The following is a 20880-nucleotide window of genomic DNA, read 5'->3' as shown; positions in this document are numbered from 1 at the left end:
ACCGCCGGGAAAGGAAGGAACGACGCCGGTGCGAACGCCCGCAGGAGAGCGGATCGTGGATGTCTGCGCTGAGGGGCTTCGGAGAAGTGGTCGATGGTCGTCTGGAAGGTACCGAGTGCGGTTCTGATTGGGGAAGCCGGGAACCAAACTCTTTGCGTGGCCCGCATCGGCTGCGTCCGGCACCGCACCGCGCTTCCACGGTGACGTTTGCTGCCGCCTATCCGTTCATCACAGAATCGGGTCTGGGCCACGAGGGAACGTACATCGGCACGGACGTCTTTGGATCTGGAGCATTTTCCTACGATCCGTGGATTCTCTATGACAAGGGTGTCATCAGTGGCCCGTCGATAGTTGTCATCGGCACTGTCGGCACTGGCAAGTCCATGTGCGGGAAATCGTTGGTGGCCCGCTCGATCACCTTAGGACGCAAGGCCGCGGTCGCGTCAGACCCAAAGGGCGAATGGGTAGCCGTGGCCAAAGCTATCGGTGGCAAGGTCATTTCAGTCGGCCCGGGCCGCTCAGCCCGCGTGAACCCCCTCGACGCGGGTCCGCGTTCCAGCGCGCTGAGTGAGGCGCAGTGGCAGGCCGTGGTGCGCCAACGCCGTCGCTACCTCTTGGTGGCGTTGGTGTCCCTCATGCGGCAGGGCATGCCGCTCCGGCCCGTCGAGCATACAGCGCTGGATATGGCGCTGATGGAGACCGTGGCCCAGAACTCGAACCCGACGCTGCCCATGGTCCTTGAACATCTGCTGAACCCTTCGAAGGAAACGATCGGGCTTGTCGGCCGGGACGGAGGCACCGCTGTCAGCCATTCGCTGCGGCGCACTGTTTCCGGTGATCTGGAAGGAATGTTCGATGCCCCTTCCACGGTCGCGTTCGATGCTGATGCGCCGATGATGGTGATGGATACCTCCGCCCTGATCGGTGCCTCTGAGCAGGCCCTGTCACTAGCCGCGGCGTGCGGGGCGACCTGGCTGGAAGCGGCGGTCACCAATCCCGACGGCGGCAAGCGGCTAGTAGTCTACGACGAGGGTTGGCGGATGCTTGCCGATCCCTACATGCTGGCCAAAATGAGCGAGCAGTGGCGACTGGCGCGCACCTACGGGATCGCGAATCTGCTCATCATGCACAAGGTGGCCGATCTCAACGAGATCGGCGACAGCACCAGCGGACACCGCCAGAAAGCCCTTGGGCTCCTCACAGAGGCCGACACCCGGATCATTTACCGCCAGAAGCACGACGCCATGCGCCTGACCAAGGAAGCCCTCGGCCTGACCGAAGCTGAATGCGAACACGTCGAGAACCTTCCCAAGGGCGTAGGACTCTGGAAGGTCGGAAACCGCTCCTTCATCGTTGCCAACCGCGTCACCACCGACGAGCTGGAAATCTTCGGCACCGACGACCGGATGATCTGATGTTCACGCACTCGCGCGCAGGAAACACCAGCCCCCTCATCACCGCCGGACTTGTCACGCTCTCCGGTTTCGTGAGCCTTTCGTTCCTGGTTCAGGGAGCCACCTGCCTCGTCGTCACGTGTCGGTGCGGCACCTCGCCAGCGTCGCCGCCCAACCCGGCGGCCGCCGTCGGACTCTTCACTGGCCGGATCGATTGGATTGTGCGCCACGATCCCGGCTGCGACGTCGGCACGGGCGAGGTCTGGTGGCTGGTCGCCCCGGTACTGGTCGCGGTCGCCGCGCTCGCGGTGAGTGGGATCTGGGCTTGGCGAAGATGGAAGCAATCGGGGGCATGGCTGCGGCAAGAGATCTTGAACCGAGATGGCATCGCGCGCCGCTCCGAGATTCTGCACGACTTCGGCGCCGGGGCCGTCCGGAGGCGGGGGAAGTTCACGCGTCCCGGGCTGAGCAACCCGAGCATTCAGGACCTTTCCTGGACGCTCGGACGCTCGCGCGGTGTCACGATTCACGTCTCAACTGAAGAATCGATGGTGATCCAGGGTGCGCCGCGTTCGGGCAAGGGACTCTACGTGGTGATCAATGCCATCCTCGATGCGCCCGGCGCCGTGGTGACGACGTCCACCCGGGCGGACAATCTTGTGGTCACGATGAAAGCTCGCGCCACGGGCAATAGGCCTGTGACCGTGTTCGATCCGCAAGGAATGTCCGGACTGCCGTCCTCGCTGCGTTGGTCTCCGGTCCGCGGCTGCCAGGACCCGGATATCGCCACGCGCCGCGCCTTGGTCATCACCGCCGATACGGAGATGAAGGGCGAAAACGCCGCGTGGCAGAAGCGCTCCCTGATAGTCCTTCAGTGTTTGCTTCACGCCGCGGCGTTGTCCGGGGAGGGGGTCCGAGCCTTTCGGCGTTGGTCCTCGAGTCCGGTGTTGGCTCGTGAGGCTGTGGAGGTTCTCAGCCGCCCAGGGGCTGCATTGGGGTGGCAGGCAGATCTGATGGGGATCCTTGAAGATGATCCAAGGAACACCTCCAACTCTTGGATTGGGGTCTCGGCGGCCGTGGCTCCGCTGTCCTCGCCGAAAGTCCTGGCTGCGCTGGACCCCCAGGACGAATCGGAGGAATTTGATCCAAAGAGCTTCATCAGAGATCGGGGAACGCTCTATCTGATCGGTACGAGAGCGGGGGCCGCAGCGGCAGGCCCTTATCTTTCGGCATTGATTGACGACATCGACGATGCCGCCCGGGAAATGGCGTTCGTCTCGCCGGGCGGTCGGCTCGATCCACCTCTGTCTCTGATACTCGACGAGATTGCCAACCTTGCTCCCTGGCCCGGCTTGCCCATTGCCCTTTCGGACGGAGGAGGCATCGGCATCTCAACGCTCGTCGTGCTGCAGTCGCTCTCTCAGGCTCGGACAGGGTGGTCCATCGACGAGGCCGCCACTATCTGGGATTCGGCCATCATCAAAGTGATCTTCGGCGGTGGGTCCGATGAACGTGACCTCCGCTCGCTTGCGGGACTGCTGGGCGAGCGGAGCCTCACGCTGACTACGCGCTCATGGTCCTCCCAAGGCCGTCAGGATGGCGAGCAGATCCGGGAGAGACCGGTCATCGCACTCGATGAGATCCGCCGCCTGCCGGCCGGCACCGCCCTCATGCTCGGCCGACGTACCAGGCCGATCCTGTTGGACCTGCGCGAATGGCACAAGCGCAAGGACGCAGTCGAACTTGGACGCTCCAAGGCAGAGACGGAACGCGCCCTCACCGAAGGGCACAAACTGCGACAGCAAATAGCCGAAGGAACCAGCGATGGGGAACTATGACGATGTCGAACACTTTGACATTCCCTCAGCCGGAGCGGACGACGACGAGCTGACAGCCGAGCTGTTCCGCTCGGCCTTCCGAGCTCCGAACGGTTTGCAGGGCACGACCTATCGCTGGCGGGACATGAGTGCTCAGCAGGCCGAAAGCGTCTGGGGTGCGCTCGCAGACTGGGCGAGATGGCTGGTCGCGACCTATCAACTGACGACTTCGGTCGTGCCCGATTGCTGGTGGAGGCATTCCGAGATCGTCGCGGAGCTGTATGCCCTGCAACGGGCAGAACAGGCGTCTTATGCCGCCGACGATGCCGGCTTCGGGCCGTTGGCCTTTCACGAACGGCTCCCACTCGCCGTCGAACGCCTCCGAACCCACACCCGGACAGCTGGCTGCGTCGGCCTGCAGTCGCACAAAGAACCCATCTCAAGAGTCCTCAGGGTCGATGGTCCGGAGTTCATTGAGTGGCAGGCAGCTCACCATCAACTCGGGGCCGAGTTCTGAAGTCATGCAGTCCGCGCATCTGCGGACATGAACAGATATCCGCGTTTACGGATTCCAAGAAGCATGGAGGTGGCTGCCGTGGCTACTCGAGGTGAGGGCGTATCGCGCTCCGAAACGCAGGATCCTGCGCCCGGCTTGGTGGCTTTGGGCAAGTCGCGGATGACACCGGAGGAACGCATCGCCGTCCTGACGGAGGGCCTCCACACGATCCTGGAACAAGCCGTTGAATCCCCTTCCCACTGGCAGGTACTGCTGGACGCTTCGGCCACCCTTTGGCGATACTCCGGCGGGAACGTGGCCCTCCTTATGATGCAGATGGCACAGCGCGGTACCGAAGAGCCCACACTCGTCGCGGGGTACAGGGAATGGGAACGCCACGGCCGCGCAGTGCTCAAGGGTGAGCACGCCCTGTGGGTGATTGCGCCCCGCACAGCACGCATGCAGGAATTCACGCTTCCCGACGGGACACGGCAGCGGATTCGCGTCGGAGAGAAGGTTCCCAGTGGCGCTATTGACGACGGAAAGAAGACGGTCATCACCGGGTGGCGCGGCCAGGCAGTCTTTGACGTCTCGCAAACCCAAGGGACTCCGCTGCTCGTACCGCGGGACGGCACCGGGCCCGGCGTCGACGCCTCACAGCTTTTCGGATCGTTGGCAGAGGTCGCTCACCGGCACGGCTTCGAAGTCCACGTCGACGCCGCCCAATACGGACTCACCAGCGGCTACACGGATTTCGCCAAGCACCGCGTCCAAGTGGGAGCGTGGCTGAGCACCGAGGAGCGCACCGCGGTGCTCGCCCACGAGCTCGGGCACGTACTGCTGCACGGCCCGGACGACGCCGTCGGGCGGCTTTACGGCAGCAGTGCAGACCACCGCGGGCTTGCCGAAGTCGAAGCCGAGTCTGTCGCCTACACCGTGCTGCGTGCCCACGGGATCGACCGCGGACCACAATCGGCCTCCTACCTGGCCGGATGGGCAGACGCCGTCATCGAGACGGAAAGTGGGGGTTTGGCGACGGGTACGGACCGCAAACTTCCAGCCTCCCGCGTTGACATAGCGAAGTCCGCGCTCGGACGAGTCACAGCAGCATCGAAGGGGATCCTCGAAGTCACCCATCCACCTGGCTTCGGGGGCAAGGTTCCGGGCGTCGAAGCCGATCCTCGGTTCAACCAGGCGGTGTCCTACATCGGCGTAGGGCAGCCCGCGGCGTCGATAGACGGGCCCACAATCGCGGGCCCTGGAGTCTGACTCAAACTGTCTGCCCGGCGGGAGAGTCCCGCTGGGACCGGAAAGGAAAGAACAATGAGCACTAAAATCCCGATCAGCATCGCCGGCAACCTCGTCGCCAACCCTGAGCTCACCTACGGCGAGTCCGGAGTGGCCCACGCCAAGCTCCGCGTCGCCGTGAACCAGCGAATCCAGGGAGCCGACGGGACCTGGCAGGACGGTGAACCCGTCTTCCACAACGTCTCGGCTTTCCGGGCTCTAGCTGAAAATGCATCGAACTCACTGAAGAAGGGCGATCCCGTTACTTTGGCGGGCGAGCTCGAATTTCGCTCCTACGAGAAGGACGGTGAAAAGCGAGAAGCCCGCCGCATCGTTGCCGACACGATCGGCCCGGACCTGCGCTTCGGTACAGCCGTCTATCAGCGATCGGCGCACACTGCCGTTGCTGGGCCGGAGGCCGGCATTGGGGCAGATCTGCAGGCGTCGGCTTCAGCGGAGGCCGCCTCGCCTGTGTACAACATCGCTACAAAGAGCCCGGTGGTGGTGCCCCCTTTCGGGGCAGCGGCGGGGAATGAGATGAGTTACTAGTCGGTGAGCTCGGGGAGAATTGGTTCGCGAGAACGAAGCGCCTCCTTGATCCTGTTCTTCCCGGAAGCTCAGGATTAAGGAGGCGCTTCTATCAACCCTCAATACCGCGATTGTTCTCTCGTATCAGCGTGGCCCAAAAGATGGGCGACTTGGCCATAGATTGACGGATTGGAGGTATTCACTAGCTTCCGCGTGCTCGCTGAACTCGAGTAGGTTTCCCATCTTTTCCAACAGTACTTCACGCACTTCGGCTGGGGTCGCGAAGAAGAATTCCTTGCGGGGGTTGGCTTGATTGAGCGCCGCGGCAGCAAAGTGTTTGTGTAGTTCGTTCTCGAGTGTGACGGCATCTTCGGAGAAGAACAGGGTGTGGATGTCAAAGCGAAAGGGCACCGATGCCCCACTGAGTTCGGCCACGCGTTCGGTTGGTTCGAGGCGTCGCGTCAGGCCGATCTTGACGACATCGTCGCCGAACGCTCCGCGGTTGGAAATGACATAAATGTAGCCAGCGCGGATGTTTGCAGCACGGAAGTCGTTCTTGGCGATCGCGTCATCAATGGCCCTAAGCCGGAGCTCCAAGTCGGAATCTGATTCGCCCGAGGCACGCATTGCGTGGAGGGCGTTCAGTAGACGGCTGCGTTCCTTGCCGAGTCCGGCACGCATATTTCGCGGGCAACGTTCGTCAGGACGCTTCAATGAACCTTTTTCTTTTTGCGTGAGGTATTGCGAATTAGGCGGCTTTGACGAGGGGTAGTTCGTCCCAGTGGGTGGTGTATCTGGGGGAGAGCATGTCGCGTTTCATTGTCCAGTCCGGGCCGCCTTTGATGCCGGCGTGGCCTAGCCCGATCGAACCCCGTCCGTAGCGCTTGCTGACGCTTTCGAGGAGGGGCCCGATTCCGCGTTCCTCGTGGACGTTCTCGAACAGCTCCAGGGGTTTTTGGTTTCCGCTTGGGCGCAGGTCGGTGACCATGATCCCGGCGCGGACGTATTTCACGCCGTCGTTGATCCTGGGCATGAGGGCATGGGCCGCTTTGGTGAGGATCACCGGGTCGGCGGTCGGCATCGGCAGCGCCACGCACACTGACGGGTAGGACGTGTCGCCGGGGCTGTAGTAGGACGTGCCGGCGAAGGCGGTCAGTACTTTGGCTTGCAGCTCGTGTTTTGCCAGGCGGGCGCTGGCCTGTTGCGCGTATACGCTCATGACCTGGCGCATGTCCGCCGTCGTCGTGATCGGTTTGGAGAAGGACCGGGAGAAGATCAGCTGGTCCCGTCCTATCCGTTCTTCCTCCATGGGGATGCAGGGGGTTCCTTGCAGCTCGAGCACGGTCCGCATCATCACCACGGAGAACTTGTCCCGGATCGCCACGGGATTCGCCTTGGACAGGTCAAGGATCGAGTAGATCCCCATCCCGGCCAGGCGTTTCGTGAGCCTGGTGGCCACACCCCAGATCTCGCTCACGGACAGCCGGGACATGAGCGCTTCACGCTCGGCCGCAGGCACGGATTCCCACCGGCACACACCCTCGAAGACAGGGTTGTGTTTGGCCCACTTGTTGCTGAGCTTTGCCAGGGTTTTCGTGGGGGCAATGCCCACGCAGACGGGCACACCGACGTGTGTCCGGCAGGCGTCCTTCATCGCCCGCCCCAGGGCCAGCAGATCCTCACCGGATCCTTTGACGCCCAGGAAGCATTCATCAATGCTGTAGATTCTCACCTCCTCTCCTGCGTGTTGCCGATTGAGGTCCGTGGTGCTCGTCTAGGTTCTGGATATGGACGCGGTGGAAGCGAAGATCTGGTATCTCCATTTCGCGCAGGCAATGCCCCGGGACGATAGTGACCCCCTGCTTGCCCGCGCCATTGACGCGTTGTCTGGTATGGCCGGAAACACGGAGCGGGTGGGTCGGCCGTTCCTGCTCGATGGGCGCGGTGCCCCGCACCCATCGTTCAACGCATTTTTCGCGAGTCGGAGGATGCGCAATCGTGCTGCGTCCACGAATCGCAAGTATGCGTTCGCGTTGCGTGTCTGGTTGAACTTCCTGGAGCTGTGCGGCGTCTCCTGGGACGACGCCACGGACGACGACCTTTTCGACTACAAGTTTTGGCGCCGGACGGATGAAGCCAATCCCAGGCGCGTCGCAGGGTCGACGTGGCGTGATGATCTGTCGGCGATTTCCGCATTCAATGATTGGACCGAGCGGCTGCAGGGAGCCCCCACGCCTGGTGGCACACGAACTTGGGGCCCTCGTCTGGACTTTGCAGGTAGTCGCGGCCGGGCGGGGGCGTCACGGGTCAGGTCTGCCGATGTGAAGTGGTTCTCTCCGGGCGCGTACAGGCGCTGGCGCGACGTGGGTATTCTCGGGATCGCCCCCGACGGGAGGGAGCGGACGCGATGGAGGCCGCGGTCCCAGACACGCGACGCTGCCTTCGTCGACGGTCTCTACGGCACCGGGCTGCGCATCCAGGAGTGGTCGAGCGTTCTCGTCAACGAACTGAGACAGCCCGACGGGGACCATAACTACGTCACTCTCCAGCTCGCGGATGCATGCGCGAAAGGCGGGCGCGGTCATCCTTATTGGGCCAAGCGTGATGTCCTCAACAGCGTCAGCAACTACATCGAGACCGATCGCGCCGCCTCGATCCGCCAGGCACAGTCCCTGGGAACGTATGAGCAGCTGCCCGGTCTTCGCATCATCCGCGAGATCCGGGACGACTCGCTGTTGACTCTGGCACTGCCAGAACGCCCGTCAACGACGCTGAAGCTGAATGATCTGTCACCCGAGCAACGAGCGACCCTCTTCACCAGGACGAATGAGGGACTCGTTCCGCTGGCCCTGTGGCTGAATGAGGACGGCCTCCCTCGTCGGAAACGGAGTTGGTACACGGCCTTCGAGCGGGCGAACAAGCGGGTGGAGAAGGCCGGTATCGACCGGCTGAAGTGCCACCCCCATGTGCTTCGCCACAGCTTCGCGCTGCGCTGGTACGCCGTCGGCCGGCTTGTCTGGGAACGACGAGCACCCGGCCTTAGCCCCGGGCAGGCCCTCGACTTCCGGGAACAGTTCGGCGACACCTGGTCTCTGGTGCAGACAATGCTCGGCCACTCAAACGTGAATACGACAAAGGACACTTACTTGGAACCGTTCCGTGGCCTTGATGTGAAGCTGCTGCTCGAACATGGAGTGAATGAACTGCAGGCGGAGACTTTGTTGGACGTGCTCCGTTCCAATCCCCGGGTTCGCGTTGAAGACGACATGCAGTTCGGGGGAGAGCGATGAGAGGGGCTGCCCTTCCTCAGCCCGGTTACACGTCTCCGGTCAACCATTTTTCGTCGCCCGGGCACAACATCGTCCGCGTCTATCCCGAGGCTGAACCCGGGTTCAAGGACTTCCCGTTCCATTCCTTGAATGTGGCCCCTGAGCTACAGGCCGCCTTCGCGGAAGGCTTCGCCCGGGCAACCGGGCCTTCCGGGACTCGTCGAACGATCGCCTCGGCCCAGAATCTGTTCTCGGGAATCAGGATCTTCGTGAAGTCGGTTGCGTCCGGGCCCAGGTCGCCCGGCCGCCTCGCAGATCTTCGCCCATCGCACCTCGCGGAGCTGCGCATGCGGCACACGCGGGCAGGAAACAGTGCGCTCATCGCGCTTCGTGTCGCCCTGCGTGGGAACCCGGACCTGCCGGTGCCTTTCAGAAACGCGCTGTTCACCCCTCTGACCAAGCCGGCACCATCGACCACGGCCGCGTCATACACACCGACGGAATTCCGGGCAATACACCGGGCGGCACGGTCCGATGTCCGCACAATGGTGACACGGATCCGGGCGGGAGAAGAAGAGCTCAAGGCATGGCGTGCCGAACAAGAACAACGCTCCACAGACTCGACCCCGCAACGGCTGAAACAAAGCCGGGGAAGCGTGCTGAACCACATCGCCCTGGTAGGCGACATTCCCAGAAACTCCTCCGGTAGACCCCGCGGAAAAGGCCTCGCTAAGGACGCGTGGAGCTTGTTCTATTCGCTCTTCCCGACCTCATCCGACATGGCCGCGATGGTCATCCTGTTCCAGTGCCTGACCGGGGAGAACCTGACCACCATTTGCAACCTGACAGCCCGGTACAGCCGCGCCGATGCCTCCCTCGACGGAGAGACCCAGGTGCTGATCACCCGGGGCTCCAAAGCCCGACGTGGACCCAACAAGGCGGAAATGGACCTGACATTCACCGCAATTCCTGAATGGATACAGGCATCCGAGCGCAAGGGCGAGAACGATGACTATGCATCCGCTTTCGGTCTCTACATCATCGCCGAGAAGTTGTGCCGACGCGCCCGCGAGTTCGCATCCAGCAAAGCTTTGCTGGTCGGCCATTCACCCCACCGGCTTGAGACGTCTGTCAACGGCACAGGCTTTCGTCCCGTCCCCCACAACTGCACGAGGCGATGGGAAGGGTGGACTGTCAGCGACGGAAATCCGCAGCTCGTGGACAGCAGGCGGCTCAGGCGAACCTTCCTGGAACTTCATCAACGCCCCGTGGCACAGACCACGGACACCTTGGCAAACACCTACCTGCTCCGCGATGCGGGCTCGCTCGCCGCCAACCAGGAGGTCGTACAGCACGTCCTGGAAGGCGAAGTCGAACGGATCCAGACAGCGACCGCAGCGGCCGTGTTGACCGAGCACGACATTGCCCAGGCAGCCGCCGACCACGAAGGCGTCGCCAAGCGTTTCGGAATCACGGGCGAGAAACTCCAATCCATCCTGGAAGGGCGGCTCGATACCGTGGCGACCGCCTGCGTCGACAACGAGCACGGACCCGTCACCGAGCCCGGGCAGCCATGCACGGCGTCTTTTCTGCTCTGTCTGGGCTGCCCCAACGCACGCTCCGAGCCACGGCACATCCCCGTCCAGGCCCTCATGCGCCAGCAAATCGAACGGCGCCGCGAGGAACTCACCCCCGACGGCTGGAAGCAGTTCTACGGCACCGCTGCCGAACAACTCGATGACCTACTCAAACAACAGCGGGCCGACGTCGCAGCGGCCGCATCCCAAGCGACGGATGAGGACTCCACCCTCATCGAGGCGCTCCTCGACGGAAGGCTCGATCTCCGATGACCCAACAGGCAGCAGCATCCAGTGATCACCTCATCGGGGACAACCCGCTGGCACTGACAAACCGCCCGGTCCGGCCCGACGCCGATGCCTCCCGGCTGTCCCGGTTTGATGACGACCGATGGGACCTGACCCCGGGCATTTTCGAGGACCACAGCACCAAAACCAGCCTGAACTTCGAGGTCTTTCCGGTCAGGTGGCGGATGGAAGTCAAGGAATACTTCTGGCTTCTCATCAACGACGAGACAATCCGTCCCCTTCCGGCCGCGCAGCTGGACAAACGCCTGTCACTGCGGACAATCAGCTTCGCGAGCACCCCGCTGTCAAGGGTCCTGGCCTGGGCCGAAGAACACGGCATAACCTCCCTGAACGAGCTTTCCCCGGCCAGACTCGATCTCATGCTGGCCGACATCGCAGACTTGGACCTCAGCAAGGGCGCCAAGGGAATGATGATCAGCGAGACCCGCCGGTTGTGGGCTTATCGCGAGGTCGTCCCGGAGATACTTCGCATGCCCGAACCCCAGCCCTGGCTCGGGGAGCTCACACGGGATTTGTTCGCCGAAGCCCCCCAGCGTCCCGGGAACCGCACACCCCGGATCGGCGACGAAACCCTCGTACCGCTCATCAGCTGGGCCATGAGATTCATCGATGACCTCTCGGCAGACATCACCACGTCATTTCATGAATACTGCCTCCTGCTCCAGCAAGAGGACCGGTTCCGCCCACCAGGCGTAGGAAGAAGCACCCCGGGCGGGAGGCGCCAGGAAAGACTCAAACGCGTCCTTGACCAGTTCCGCCGCGACGGGACAAAGCTCCCCGGACGCACTCTCCCGGACGGCAGCCGCGGAATCCGGTGGCAGCACCTCGGACGCCTCACCCACACGCTGGGGGGTTTGCACGCCCGGTTCGACCAAGACTTGATCCGCCAATCCGGCCTGGAAATAGATGACGACACCTACCTCTCAACACCCTGCAAGGGAACCATCAACGGCCAACTCTGGCGATCAAAACCCATCGCCTTCGACCACGCCGCCAACCTCGCCCAACACCTCGTCACCGCGTGCTTCATCCTTATTGCCTACCTCTCCGGCATGCGCCCAGGCGAAGTCCTCAGCCTTAAGCGCGACTGCGTCGCCCACGACAAATCCACCGGACGCTGGACAGTAACCGGCCTCCGCTGGAAAGGCGCCACAGACAACGACGGCGCCAAAGCGGTCGAAGGCGAGCAACGGGATCTTCCCTGGGTGGTCCACCCCATAGTCGCCCGGGCGGTCGACGTCCTGACCCGGCTGCACCCCGGAACTCTCCTCTTCCCGGTAAGCATCCGGCCAAAGCCCCTGCGCGGCCCGGCCGCCCCGACCAACCTGAGACCGGGCACAGCCATGACGACATCCCAGGTCGGAACCGACATCGTCGAGTTCATCGACTGGGCCAACACATACTGCACCGAAAACGGCAGGCCCGACCACATCCCCTCCGACAAACAAGGCCGGGTCAGCCCGCGCCGCTTCCGCAGAACGCTCGCCTGGCACATCGTGCGTCAACCACGCGGACTTGTCGCCGCGGCCATCCAGTACGGGCACGTTTCCACCCATATCACCCAGGGCTACGCAGGAACCTACGCCTCAGGGTTCCTGGACGACCTCGCGCTCGAACAATGGCTGGAACGCATCGAAAACGTCGACGAACTCGAAACCTACCTCGACTCCGGCGGCCATGTCAGTGGACCATCGGCGACCGAACTTGAATCCAAGACCCGCCATGCCCAAGCGAAATTCAGTGGCCGGACCATGCCCACGGTCCGGCAGGCGCACAAGCTCCTCCAAGACCCCACTCTCCAGGTCTTCAAAAGCCGGGGCATGCACTGCGTCTTCAACAAAGCCACCGCGCTATGCACCAAGGAATCCGAGAACGGTCCTTCCCTAGGGGAATGCCGCAGCGCCTGCTCCAACATCGCCCGGACAGATCAGGACATTGCCGAATTACGGGTCGAGATCAACGCCCTGCCCGAGGACCCGCTCGCGCCCGCAATCAGAAACCACCGAATCGCGCTCGTCAAAGAAACCATGGCCAGAGCCATCAAACACCACGAGGAGGCTCGGTAATGACCACAACTGAAGCCGAATCCATCCGCAGCGCCCTCCAACAGGCCAAGGACGACCTCCTGGAAGGCCGCGTCCCTGGCCCGCTGACCAGCACCCGGCTCGTTGAACTCGCCGGAGTCAAACGGCACCGCCTCACCCACGACAACCCCGACATAAACGAGGAGTTCCAGCGCCGCGCACGCGCACTGAACCGCACCAAACCCGAGGTCGACCGGCTCCGCGCCAACCTCGACGCCGAACAGCAACGAAACAAGCGGCTCGTCACCGAACGGGACACGCTCGACCAGCGCCTCAAGGCCTACGCCACCGCCATGCTCGGTCTGCTTGAGGAACGCGACAAACTCCTTGAAGCCCTCAGCACCAGCAACAATGTCACAGCGCTCCCGAACCGCCAATTGGCGCTGCCCGCGGTCAAGGCAACGGATCCCTAATCCCTCGGACCGCCCGCCTTGTCTGTTAGCGCCTAAACATGCAAACAGTGGCTGCCATGACTTGAAGTCGCGCTGGTCATTTGGTGCTTCGTCAGGATCACTCGTCGAAGCGGGCAGCGGGACCACCGCGGACGGGAAAGGCTTTGTCATAGGCGCTGCAGAAAATCGTCCCGGTCAAGAGTCGTGGGAATTTTCACTTTCTGCTGGCGCTGCTTTCATCCTTTCGAAACTGCCTCTCGAAAGAGGATCTCCCTATTCCAGCCCAGGTACGGTACTGTTCGCATCACTTCATGCCGCCGAGCGGCGGTCCGACGGACTGGGGGAACAGTTGAAGAAGACCTCTATCGCACCTGCCACTTTGCTTATGGGCTTGCTGCTCAGTGGATGTACGTCGCCGCAGGCTGTGCAGCAGCCTCCTGCGGCGCTGCTGTCTACGGGGGCGGCATCCGTGCACCCGACCGCAGCAGGTGCCACATCTGCCGCCCCGGCCCCGTCGCCTTCAGCGAAACCCAAGAGCGGAGACGGACTACCCAATGGCCTTCCGCCCGGTAGTCCAACGGCTCCCGGCCCGGTTCCTTCGTTCTTGGTCGGTACTGGCTCCTCAACCAAGGCGAAAAAAGCGGGTCGCTGGCTGACGACGAAAAGCAACCCATATTTCGGCAAGATGAGCACCATCCAGGCTGAAGCCGCAGCGAAGAAGGACGCGGCTAAACAGCTCACCAACGCCGGCTTTGTCCACGTCCCCAACGATCAGCGCAACACTTACATCAACCACGACTATTACGTTGACTTCCGGGTCGCGGCTGACATGGTGTCGTACGAAGTCGGCCCGGTTTCGCTGCTCCCCGCAAGCCATCCGGCGAAGCCTTAGCCGCGGCTCAGGGCCTCGAACAATTTTGAACCCGTCCATGAGCGGGCCTGGATTCGATACCGCGCGGACTCCGGGCCACACTGGACATTCCTTCACGACCCGCAGGAACAGTCTGCGAAATGGGCCCGGAATCAAGCTCGCGTTTTGACAACTGTGGCGCGTATGCAGGCGAGTTGTATATGTCAGTGATGAGTCTCTTCCGACAACTGGTTGCTTCCACCGACTAGGGGACATTTGTCGCAGTCGGTCGATGTCAGGGCTGAAAACGAAGACATGCGGCCTGGCTCAACAACCGCAAACGATAATGATTTCCCGGGGCAATTGTATTTGCAAAATTTGGATATACCGGGAAACTCTCCGGGTTGCTCAAAGTCGGCCAATGACCATCCTCACCCTGAAGAGAAACATGAGGCCCCGAACAGGGTTGTGGCAAACGAAGGATTTGGCAACTTCCAATCTATGGACAAAAGGGTGCCATTCTGAAATGCTGCGATCCTCTAACTCATAAATATGGGGGCAGCGTGTCTGGTTTGGGGCTATTTCGCGTGCGCAATCTGGGAATGTTTGTCGTTTTGGCAACCCTCCTGCTCGGGCTGCCTGTCCCGCCGGCAACTGCCAGCCCTCCACCCACCCGGGCGTCAAACTCATCCGCACCGGCCGGGGTGCCCCCTCGAGCAGTGAGCCCCAACCTTCCGCCCACCCGGACCTTGAGCTCATCCGCGCTGGCCAGCGCCCCCGGCCGGGCACTAGACGTGAACCTTCCGCCAAACCGGACGTTGCCTGACGCCCTAAAGACCACCGATGACGCGGGTGATGGGGGCGTAGGCATGGCGGGATGGGGCGCCAACTTCTCCGGAGAATTGGGGAGGGGCGCCGCGGCTGTCACCGTCGACCGTCCGGCCCCTGCAGGCAGCGGCGACCTCGAAGGTGCCAGCATCTCCCTGGTCTCCTCCAACTCTGGCGGCGACACAAACTGCGCGGTGAAAACGGGGGAACTCTACTGCTGGGGGGACGGATGGAGCGGCCAGCTTGGAAACGGCACCCGTTTCCAAAGCTCTGTCACACCAGTGAAGGTCGACATGACCGGTGTGATGGCCGGCACCACGATCACAAAGGTGGTGACCGGCCCGGACAGTGTTTGCGCGATCGCCAGCGGCAAGGCCTTCTGCTGGGGCAACCAGTGGGTTACCGGAGGAGACGACTACAGCGCAGTCCCCGTGGCGATCGACACGACCGGCGTCCTCGCCGGCAAGACGGTGACCGACATTGCAATCTTGGACTATGGCGCCTGCGTCATAGCCGACGGAAAACCCTACTGTTGGGGACAAGAATTCTCAGGAGAGCTAGGAAACGGGCAAGACTACGTGTACGAACAATTTCCCGTCGCCGTTGATGTGTCGGGGGTCCTGGCCGGCAAGGACGTCACCAAACTTAGCGCAAGGCGCGGCACAGTGTGCGCCATCGCCGCTGGAGAAGCATACTGCTGGGGGGACAACAGCGCAGGACAACTCGGCAACGGCACTACCACGTCCTCGAACGTTCCCGTATCTGTAGGCGGGGCCCTGACCGGAATGACCGTCACCGGGGTAAGTGTCGGTGAGGGTGGGCCATGTGCCATCGCGAACGAACGAGCCTTCTGCTGGGGCTGGGGGCTCGACGGGACACTCGGGACGGGGGTGGGGTACTGGTACCCCAATCATCCATTTCCATTGCAAGAAACGCTTCCCGTGGCTGTTGATACGTCCGGTGTGCTTGCAGGAAAAGCAGTCACCCAAATATCAACTGGATTCGACTACAGCTGCGCCCTGGCGGAGGGCAAGCCGTACTGCTGGGGTACCAACAGGAACAGTAATCTCGGCGCCGCCGTCGCGCCGGACACCACGGCCTGGTCCCCTGTCGCGATCGACACCAGCGGCACAGTGCTCGACGGCAAGACCCTCACGGGCCTCATCATCAGCGGAGGCAGCACAATCGCCACCTACACGCCTCCACCGGTCGGGTCGCTGAGCCTGGAGGTGACGACAGGCCCCAAGATCACCCTCACGTCGACCGGAAACTACCACTCGGACACCGCCGGCCTCTACACCTATTTCTACGACACCTCCGCCCCCGGCGGACCAAAGAAAATTGCCTCCTGCACCTCGGCGGACACCTGTTCCTGGACCGGTGTGCCAAGCGAATACCAGAGCACCTACATCGCAGTCGTCGCAGACCCTTACACCGGTGACGGCATGGCACCGATGGTCAGGGCAACGTCATACACGGTGACCCCTCCGGCCTGGACGGTCAGCCTCGCGTCTTCGGGCAGCAGCCTCACCGCGACAACAAACTACAGCACGGAAAACAGTGACTTCAGTATCGGCATCTATGACCAGTCACAGGACGGGTCCCCGATCGTCGGATCATGCGCCACGGGAACGTCGTGCTCAATAACAACCGGCATCGTCGGGCACACCCACATAGCCGCCGCCGGAGGAGCCGGCAGCACTTTTCCTCCCACCCCCCTGCTGGCCTCGTCGAACATCGTCGGCACCGCGGGTCCCACCGCAGCATTTGAGTCAGCGGGCGGATCCAACCGCGCCGAGCTAGGTCAATGCTTCGCCTGCACACCCGATCCGGTGAACACCTCGAACGGGGAGTTCTTCGAAAACAACACGGACATCTCGATTCCAGGGCGGGGTCCGGGCCTGGAACTCAAACGCACTTACTCCGCCCAGCGCGCACCCTTCGACGGTCCGCTGGGCTATGGATGGTCGTTCAACTACGGCCTGTCCCTGAACATCAATGCGGGCGGGACGGTGGACGTGCACCAGGAAACCGGGTCGATGGTCACCTTCACCCCGGACACGAACGGGGACTTCCACGCGCCCTCCCAGGTCCTGGCAGCCCTAGTCCACAACACGGACGGGACCTGGACCTACACCCGCCGGGCAACGGAAATCTTCAAGTTCACCTCCGCCGGACAGCTAAGCCAGCTCAGCGACTTGAACGGCAACGCCACGACCCTGGCTCGAAACACCGCGGGGCAGGTCACCACCGCAACCGACGCTGCCGGCCGGACCCTTGCCTTCACGTACACCCCGGACGGCCACATCGACACGGTCACGGACCCTGCCGGCCGAGTCGTTTCCTACTCCTATGACAGCGCCGGCCGACTGACGAATGCCACCGGCACCGACTCGGCGACCACAGGATACGCCTACAACTCCCTCAACTTGATCACCACGATCACCGACCCAAGCGGAAACACCACCACGAACGCCTACGACACGGCGAGGAGGGTCACCAGCCAGACGGACCGGGCCGGCGGCATCACCACCTTCAGCTACGCCGCCGACGGAACAACGACCATCGTCTCGCCCGGCGGACGGACCACCGCCGAAACCTACACCAACGGCCAACTCCTCAAGGTAATCAACGGCGCCAGCACCACCCAGGCAGCAACCTGGACCTACACCTACGACCAGAACACCTTCGGAACAACCAGCGTGACCGACCCGTTAGGCCATGCGACCACCTCCACCTACGACACGGCCGGGAACAGACTCACCACGACCGACCCCGCGACCCACCAAAGCACCTGGACCTACAACACCCTGAACGAGGTCACCACCGCCACCGACCCGGCCGGGACCACCACCACCTACACCTACGACACCGCAGGCAACCCGCTGACGGTTTCCACGCCACTGACCGGCACTTCCCAGACCGCCACCACCACCTACGGGCACACCGACACGGCCCACCCCGGTGACACCACAACCATCACCGACCCGGCCGGCCACACGACCACCCTCACCCACACCACCGCCGGTGCGCTGGCGTCCAGCACCGACCCGCTCGGCAACACAACGTCCTGCACCTACGACGTCCTCGGACAACGCCTCACAACCGTGACTCCCCGCGGCAACACCACGACCTACACCTACGATGGTGCAGGTCGCCTGGCATCAGAGACGGATCCGCTGGGCCGCACAACCAGCTACTACTACGACGCCAACGGGAACCGGACGACCCAGATCGACGCCCTCGGGCAAACCACGACCACCGCCTACGACGCCCTGAACCGGGCCACCACCGTCACCAGCCCGGACTTTAGCGTCGCGACCACGGCGTATGATGCCGACGGCAACCGGACCAGCCAAACCGACCCGGCCGGCAACGCCAGCAACTACACCTACGACGCCCTGAACCGGCTGACCCAGAGCACCGACCCTCTGGGGCGTGCCACCTCCTATGCCTACGACGCCGCCGGATACCCCGTCACCGTGACCGACCCGGCAGGGCGCACCACCACGAACACCTATGACGCCGCCGGGAACCGCGCCGGCACCAGCTACTCAGGGGGCGCCACGCCGAACGCCACCTTCACCTACACCGCCGTTGGCCAGAGGGCCACGATGACCGACGGCACCGGAACCACCACCAACACCTACGACTCCCTCGGAAGGCTCACCGGCGTCACCAACGGCGCCGGACAGGCCACCGGATACACCTACGACCTCGCCGGGCACCTCACCGCACTGGCCTACCCGAACGGACAAACCGTCAACCGCGCCTATGACGGCGCGGGGCACCTGACCGGGATCACGGACTGGGCCGGGCACACCACCACTCTCACCCCGGACTCGGACGGCAACACGACCTCCATCGTCTACGGCAACGGCGTCACCGCCGCCGCAACCATCGACGCAGCAGGGCAGGTCGGTGCCATCACCGACACCGGCCCGGGAAGCACCGCCCTGGCATCCTTCACCTACACCCGCAACCCCGTCGGCGCCCTGGACTCGGCAACGATCACAGGGATCACCCAACCTGCCGAAAGCTACACTTACACCAGCCGTGACCAGCTCGCTGCGGTGAACACCGGCACTTACACCTACGACCCGGCCGGAAACACCACCACCCTCGCCACCGGGGCGACCCTCACCTACGACGCAGCCAACCAGCCCACCGGTTACACGACCTCCGGAACCACCACCGCGATCACCTACGACGCCCAGGGCAACCGGCTCACCGGCCCGGCACCCGCAGGCTCGGCTGCGTCCTACACCTGGGACCAGGCCAACCGGCTCACCGCCGCAAACGGCACCACCTACACCTACAACGCAGACGGCCTCCGCACCACCCGTACCCCCGCCACCGGAAGCGCACAGCACTACGCCTGGGACACCCGTGCAGGAGTACCGCTCATGCTCACCGACGGGACCACCAGCTACCTCTACGACGACACCGGCAACCCCATCGAACACATCGACGGAACCGGTAACACCTTCTATTACCAGCACGACCAATACGGCTCCACCAGGCTACTCACCGACCAGACCTCAGCCGTCGCCGCCAGCTACACCTACGACGCAAACGGCAACCTCACCACCAAAACCGGGACCGCCGACACCCCCTTGCGCTGGAACGGACAAGCCCAGGACACCGACACCGGCCTCTACTACCTCCGCGCCCGCTACTACGACCCCACAACCACCCAATTCCTCAGCGTCGATCCCCTCACTGCGGCGACCGGGGAACGTTACAATTTCGGTTCAGGGGATCCGGTAAACCGGAATGACCCCACCGGAATGATTTCCGTCGGATTTTGTTTGTCAGCCAGTGCCGGGCTCTTTGGAGGCGGATTCGGAGAAGTCTGCGTCGTAGCAGCCAGAAACGACGTTGATCACTCGCTCACCGTCGGTTTCACTGAAACAGGCGGAGCCGGGGTGCAAACCCCCTCCTTGGCACTCGGCGCCAATTTACAGGTGAGCTCAGCACGAACAGTGGATCAGCTGGGAGGCCCCTTCACATACGGCGGGCTATCAGTAGTACTAGGCGGCGGTTTTGGAGGCGGCGCATTCGGGGGAAAGAGCTGCGGAGCCCCCGGCGACCACGTCGTCGGTGGAGAACTGAACGTGAAGACCGGCCTCGAAGCCTTCCTCCCGACCCCACTCCCAGCAGAAATCCACGGCGGCAGGAGCAACACACTGACCCAATCATCCGCACCGATACCGTGGTCACCACTGATGCCAATTCCAGGAATCTTCTAAAATGCTCGCGCCACCCCGGAGTCCTGGAAACGGTGCCGCCTGGCCGCGTTGCCACTCCTATCCGGAGGGTTCGCGGGCTAACGTTTGCATCAAACCACGAACTGCTGATCTTTGACATCTTCCTCCACCTCTCCGCCAACCTCGTTTGATGCCCTTATTCGACATTGCTGCGGGAGATTCAGGCAGGATGAGCGGGACGAAGGATACTGGGACAGACCGACCGCAACCGGAAGAGGGGACGAATGACATATGAGTTCAGAGGCGGGTTTGAAATCCCCGGTCGGTTCAGGATCCAAGGACCGTACGTCATACTCACCATGAGCGCCTCACAGCTTGAGTTTCGACCCAGATCCCGTTGGTGGGCGCGCCACTTCGGACCTTGGAGGCTCGAACGCTCAGACGTCCGCGAAGTTTATCCGGGCCGTCCGCATCCCTTCTATTCCTGGGGACGGGTGAACTTCCTCGCCAAGGAGAACATGCCGTGGACATTTCTGGCCGAATGGCCGGAGGGTGTCCTTGGAGCCGCGGAAGAGCTCGGCTACCCGGTCCGGCATCAGAAGTAGAGACTCCTGTCATAAGCATGAATTACATCACCCTTCTTCCAGGGTTGCCGAAGCCGTTGAGACTCACGGGGATGTCCTTCATTGCGCTGTTCGCTGTCGATTATTTATCTATCAGTCCTTCCTTCAGGTCCGAAGACCCTGGTCGAGACCTATAGTCCATGGGCCTACGCCGCACTCTGCGTTGTGGCACTCGCCCTCGGCTTGGTCCTCGCCGTGGACTACCACGGATCGGTG

Annotated in this window: 13 protein-coding genes and 1 pseudogene; 12 read left to right on the top strand and 2 right to left on the bottom strand. The window is 62.9% G+C overall.

The genetic code is table 11. The features are described 5' to 3' along the window. Positions 1-59 precede the first annotated feature (59 nt). From ACSVHC_RS01810 to ACSVHC_RS01790, 5 genes are all read left to right on the top strand, one after another. Positions 60-1415 (top strand): ATP-binding protein, encoded by a 1356-nt coding sequence (locus tag ACSVHC_RS01810; RefSeq protein WP_439180548.1) that lies wholly within the window; start codon positions 60-62, stop codon positions 1413-1415. Next, positions 1415-3232, top strand: a complete 1818-nt coding sequence (locus tag ACSVHC_RS01805) for a type IV secretory system conjugative DNA transfer family protein (protein ID WP_439180547.1) — start codon at positions 1415-1417, stop codon at positions 3230-3232. Before ACSVHC_RS01810 ends, ACSVHC_RS01805 begins: the two co-directional genes overlap by 1 nt. Beyond that, a complete protein-coding gene (locus tag ACSVHC_RS01800) occupies positions 3219-3728 on the top strand; it encodes a hypothetical protein (RefSeq protein WP_439180546.1) in 510 nt (169 codons plus the stop codon). The genes ACSVHC_RS01805 and ACSVHC_RS01800 overlap by 14 nt, the downstream gene beginning before the upstream one ends. A gap of 78 nt (positions 3729-3806) precedes the next feature. Continuing rightward, positions 3807-4976 carry an ArdC-like ssDNA-binding domain-containing protein gene (locus ACSVHC_RS01795; protein WP_439180545.1) on the top strand — a complete coding sequence of 390 codons (1170 nt, stop codon included), beginning with the start codon at positions 3807-3809 and terminating at the stop codon, positions 4974-4976. Between the two features lie 54 nt (positions 4977-5030). Continuing rightward, positions 5031-5543, top strand: coding sequence for a single-stranded DNA-binding protein (locus ACSVHC_RS01790; RefSeq protein WP_439180544.1), 513 nt, complete (start codon positions 5031-5033; stop codon positions 5541-5543). A gap of 123 nt (positions 5544-5666) precedes the next feature. On the opposite strand, the gene ACSVHC_RS01785 is transcribed toward ACSVHC_RS01790, so the two are convergent. Both ACSVHC_RS01785 and ACSVHC_RS01780 read right to left on the bottom strand, forming a co-directional pair. Then, positions 5667-6203: a GIY-YIG nuclease family protein gene (locus ACSVHC_RS01785; RefSeq protein WP_439180543.1), complete on the bottom strand. Its 537-nt coding sequence runs from the start codon at positions 6201-6203 to the stop codon at positions 5667-5669. Between the two features lie 67 nt (positions 6204-6270). After that, positions 6271-7254 (bottom strand): annotated as a pseudogene (locus ACSVHC_RS01780) (DinB/UmuC family translesion DNA polymerase); the annotation flags it as partial. 55 nt (positions 7255-7309) lie between these two features. Here ACSVHC_RS01780 and ACSVHC_RS01775 point away from each other — a divergent pair. The 7 genes from ACSVHC_RS01775 (at position 7310) to ACSVHC_RS01745 (ending at position 20646) form a co-directional block, all read left to right on the top strand. Next, a complete protein-coding gene (locus ACSVHC_RS01775; protein ID WP_437771377.1) occupies positions 7310-8812 on the top strand; it encodes a site-specific integrase in 1503 nt (500 codons plus the stop codon). Then, positions 8809-10641: a hypothetical protein gene (locus ACSVHC_RS01770; RefSeq protein WP_437771376.1), complete on the top strand. Its 1833-nt coding sequence runs from the start codon at positions 8809-8811 to the stop codon at positions 10639-10641. Before ACSVHC_RS01775 ends, ACSVHC_RS01770 begins: the two co-directional genes overlap by 4 nt. After that, a complete protein-coding gene (locus ACSVHC_RS01765; RefSeq protein ID WP_439180542.1) occupies positions 10638-12743 on the top strand; it encodes a site-specific integrase in 2106 nt (701 codons plus the stop codon). Before ACSVHC_RS01770 ends, ACSVHC_RS01765 begins: the two co-directional genes overlap by 4 nt. Next, positions 12743-13174: a hypothetical protein gene (locus ACSVHC_RS01760; RefSeq protein ID WP_437771374.1), complete on the top strand. Its 432-nt coding sequence runs from the start codon at positions 12743-12745 to the stop codon at positions 13172-13174. Before ACSVHC_RS01765 ends, ACSVHC_RS01760 begins: the two co-directional genes overlap by 1 nt. A 664-nt stretch (positions 13175-13838) precedes the next feature. Then, positions 13839-14045: a hypothetical protein gene (locus ACSVHC_RS01755; RefSeq protein ID WP_437771373.1), complete on the top strand. Its 207-nt coding sequence runs from the start codon at positions 13839-13841 to the stop codon at positions 14043-14045. A 677-nt stretch (positions 14046-14722) separates the two neighbouring features. Continuing rightward, complete coding sequence (locus tag ACSVHC_RS01750; protein WP_437771372.1) at positions 14723-20083, top strand: DUF6531 domain-containing protein; 5361 nt, start codon at positions 14723-14725, stop codon at positions 20081-20083. A gap of 317 nt (positions 20084-20400) precedes the next feature. Then, positions 20401-20646 carry a hypothetical protein gene (locus ACSVHC_RS01745; protein ID WP_437771371.1) on the top strand — a complete coding sequence of 82 codons (246 nt, stop codon included), beginning with the start codon at positions 20401-20403 and terminating at the stop codon, positions 20644-20646. The last annotated feature ends 234 nt before the right edge of the window (positions 20647-20880 follow it).

Source organism: Arthrobacter sp. KNU-44 (assembly GCF_051843155.1).
In the GTDB taxonomy this organism is placed as follows: domain Bacteria; phylum Actinomycetota; class Actinomycetes; order Actinomycetales; family Micrococcaceae; genus Arthrobacter.
The sequence above is the reverse complement of the archived record's forward strand: the minus strand, read 5'-3'. Positions and strand labels throughout refer to the sequence as shown.